General features: G+C 49.3%; 6 protein-coding genes and 1 pseudogene. 6 read left to right on the forward strand and 1 reads right to left on the reverse strand.

The genetic code is table 11. The features are described from left to right. Positions 1-224: hypothetical protein (locus Q0340_RS06785; RefSeq protein WP_298082682.1), on the reverse strand; the 224-nt coding region annotated here is incomplete at its 3' end. Positions 225-590: 366 nt separating this feature from the next. On the opposite strand from Q0340_RS06785, the gene Q0340_RS06790 reads away from it, so the two are divergent. From Q0340_RS06790 to Q0340_RS06815, 6 genes and pseudogenes are all read left to right on the forward strand, one after another. Continuing rightward, a complete protein-coding gene (locus tag Q0340_RS06790) occupies positions 591-935 on the forward strand; it encodes a hypothetical protein (protein WP_291936246.1) in 345 nt (114 codons plus the stop codon). Then, entirely contained in the window at positions 886-1380 is a 495-nt protein-coding gene (locus Q0340_RS06795) for a hypothetical protein (RefSeq protein WP_298082683.1), read from the forward strand. Before Q0340_RS06790 ends, Q0340_RS06795 begins: the two co-directional genes overlap by 50 nt. Before the next feature lie 9 nt (positions 1381-1389). Further along, complete coding sequence (locus Q0340_RS06800; RefSeq protein WP_298082684.1) at positions 1390-1560, forward strand: hypothetical protein; 171 nt, start codon at positions 1390-1392, stop codon at positions 1558-1560. A gap of 163 nt (positions 1561-1723) precedes the next feature. Next, positions 1724-2151 (forward strand): annotated as a pseudogene (locus tag Q0340_RS06805) (sulfatase-like hydrolase/transferase); the annotation flags it as partial. Positions 2152-2166: 15 nt separating this feature from the next. After that, positions 2167-2337 (forward strand): hypothetical protein, encoded by a 171-nt coding sequence (locus tag Q0340_RS06810; RefSeq protein WP_297990526.1) that lies wholly within the window; start codon positions 2167-2169, stop codon positions 2335-2337. Between the two features lie 499 nt (positions 2338-2836). After that, the coding region (locus Q0340_RS06815; protein ID WP_298082686.1) for a hypothetical protein at positions 2837-3259 on the forward strand (423 nt) is incomplete at its 3' end.

A 3259-nucleotide genomic window follows, 5' to 3' on the forward strand; every position in this document is an offset into this window, starting at 1 on the left:
AAATTTCGATACGTTAGCGCCTCGTACATGCACGTTTGCTCGGCGTGAAATTTGCACGCTCTGGGCTGCTGCGAAATTTCGCGCAAATACCCGCTGCATAAATTTGATGCAAAAAGCGGGCTTGCATTTTGCGCGTAAATTCTGCGCGAGCGTGCGTCTGTGCGTGGGATTTGCGCGCGGCAGTTGTTTTTGGTGCGGCGTCTTGCGGATTTAAATTTATGCACTCAATCGCGTCGTATTTTTGATACGCGGCACGGCACGGAATTTTGCCGTTTAGGAAGCGCGCCGTGCGGCAAATTTCGCAACAGAAAATGTCGCATCAATTTCGCCGCATTCAAATTTCGGCAGGTAAAATTTGCCTTGCGGCATCGTGTCGCGCAAAAATTCGCCGATCGCGGCGCAAAAACAGACGCGCTCAATTTCGCGGTAGAGATTTCGGCGCGGCACAATTTGTAAGCGTAAAATTTACCGCCTGTTTTCATTGCGTTGGCGTGAGCCGACTTGAAGCGCGGCACAATTTGTGGATGCGAGACTGCGCCGCAGCGGTTCCGGCGATGCGGCAGATGTAAATTTAAAAATAAAGAGCAAAAATGGTTCAACTACTACTTGATAAAGCGAGGGCTCTGCTTGCGCCCGCGCCGAAATTTTATTTCGGCCTATGCGGCGCGGTGGGTGTATTTTGGCTCGTCGTCGCGCTTAATTTGATCGTTTGCGCGGCGCGGGCGTATTACTTTTACGGCGTGGAAGATCGCATATTTTCGCGGATCTTTGAGGATTTTTGCTGCATTTTGATCATAAATTTGCTCATCTTTCATCTCTGCTTCGTCGTTTTTAGAAGATTTTTCGGGCTTGCCGCTCTGTTTGTGCTAGCGATCAATACGCTTTGTGCGGCTATCTCGCTCTTTTTGGTCGTTTTTTTTCGACTCCGCTTTTAACGTCGTCGCGCTCGATGCGATAATCCACACCGACGCGAACGAAAGTAAGGAATTCGCCGCGCAATTTCTCAGCGCGGGCGTGATCTGCTCTTTGCTCGCATTCGCGACCGCGACGTTTGTCGCGCTGAAGTTTAAAAAAAGCTCGTGCAGCGCGAGGCTGCGAGCCGCATTTAGCGTGATCTATCCGATTTGTGTGGTCATTTTTTGCATTTTTACGGCGATCAAAATCGCAAGCGGCGGCGAGCGTTATCGCGCGACGCTCGGCACATACGCTCCGCTTGAGTTCGCGTTCGTCGTAAAAGATTATCTCGGCGATGCAAATTTCCTTGCCGATCTGCAAAGCATCGAGCGTGGCTACGACGAGGCGAAGCGGGCGAATTCCGCGCTTGATTTTAACGCAACGCAGATTAAAAACGTCGTGCTGATTATCGGCGAGAGCCTGTAGCGCGGCCATATGTCGCTTTACGGATACGGCAAAGATACGACGCCTTTGCTAAACGATCTGCAGCGGCGGGGGCTGCTTATTAAATTTAGCGATACGGTTTCGTGCTACGGCGCGACCAATCCCGCGCTGATGCGGATACTTAATTTCAGCGACTACGAAAGCGAGCGCGAAAGGCCGTAGTTTGAGAGCCTTAGCATCATCGATATGTTCGCACTGAGCGGCTTTCGCACGATGTGGATCAGCAATCAAGAAGCCTTCGGCAAATTTGCCCTTAGCGCAAAAAGTGCCGCCGATCGCGCCGAAAAAAAGCATCTTTCTTTCCACAAGCGATCAGCTCGATAGCATGCGAGTCGCGCACGACGGCGCGCTGCTGCCGATCATCAAAGAGGCGAAAAAATCGCAGCGCGAGCGAAATTTCTACATCGTGCATCTCATGGGAAATCATATGGACTATAAAAAACGCTATCCCGAGGAATTTGATAAATTTAAAAGCGACGATATCGCCTTACCGTTTACGCAAAAGCAAAAGGTCGCCCTCGCGTGCTACGATAACAGCGTGCTGTATAACGACTACGTGGTGAATGAAATTTATCGGATGAGGACAGCCTCATTGTCTATCTCAGCGATCACGGAGAGAATATCTATGAGCAAAACGGCCTCATCGGGCACAACATCAATACCCGATTCACCTACGAAATTCCGCTGCTTTTCATCGCTTCAAAAAGCTTTATCGCCGATCATGCGGAGCTTTGGCGGCGCATAGGCGCGGCGAAGGACGAGCCTTTTATGAGCGACAATCTGGCTCACGTGCTCGCCGATATTTTAGGCATAGAGCCGCTGCAGTTTAACGTGCGCAAAAGCCCGCTGCGCGATGAATTTGACGCTTCGCGCAGGCGAATGACGAACGGGGTGGATTACGACGAAAATTTAAAAGGTAGGGGAGGATACGGGCGGTAAACGGCTCCGCGCCGAAATTTAAGGCTTTACGCGCCGTATTGCTTCCGATGCCGTCTACGATCGAGCCGGCTCGAAGCTGCACTTGATTTTGCCGCGAGCGTCAAATTTAACGCTCGTATTTTCGGCGCGAAGCGACCGTCTAACGCAATCGCGCTCGGAAATTTACCAATATCGCGGGGCATTTGCTACGAGCCCGCAGCATCAATTCGGCGTTACCGTTGCGCTGCAAATTTATGCACCGGCGTGATGCTAAATTCGTTTCTTGAGGATGGGCGATTTTTGCGATTTCACAATGTAAATTGAGCGAAATTTATTGCGTTTGTGCTTTAAATTTACGCCGCAAAACGAATATTTTTTAATGCTACTTTAAAAATTTAATAGTTAATAATTCTTTAATATTGATAGGAGTATAATACATTTCAAATTTTAGCGTGCAAAAGCGTCGCTAAATTGAGTTCGCTTGCCGCTATTTCATCTTGCATTTATGGAGGAGTTCAAAATGCGCAGTAAAACTATCGGCGCGAGTTTATCTTTGGCGCTCGCCGGTCAACTTTACGCCATACCCGTTGCGAATCCGCTTACGATCGATAAAACCACGGATTTAAATAATTACGACGTCTATGAAAAAGACGTCGACGACGGAACCCTAACGGTAAAAAATCCGACCGTCGCGCAGATAATTACGCTCGATAGCCAACCGAGCGATAATTCCCCGTTGAATAATATCATCGTAAATAGCGCCACGGCAGCCGATCAGACGCTTAAGGGCAATGCTTTGACGATGAACGGCGGTACGCTCAATAGTATAAACGTAGCTTCCTCGCAGCAGGACGGTACCGTATTTAGCGAAAATACGCTGAATCTAAACGGCGGTGAGCTCAGGAAAACGCATCTCGTTGAATCAAACGGTAGAGCTACGGCT

The sequence above is a fragment of the uncultured Campylobacter sp. genome, from assembly GCF_938045595.1.
Taxonomy (GTDB): domain Bacteria; phylum Campylobacterota; class Campylobacteria; order Campylobacterales; family Campylobacteraceae; genus Campylobacter_B.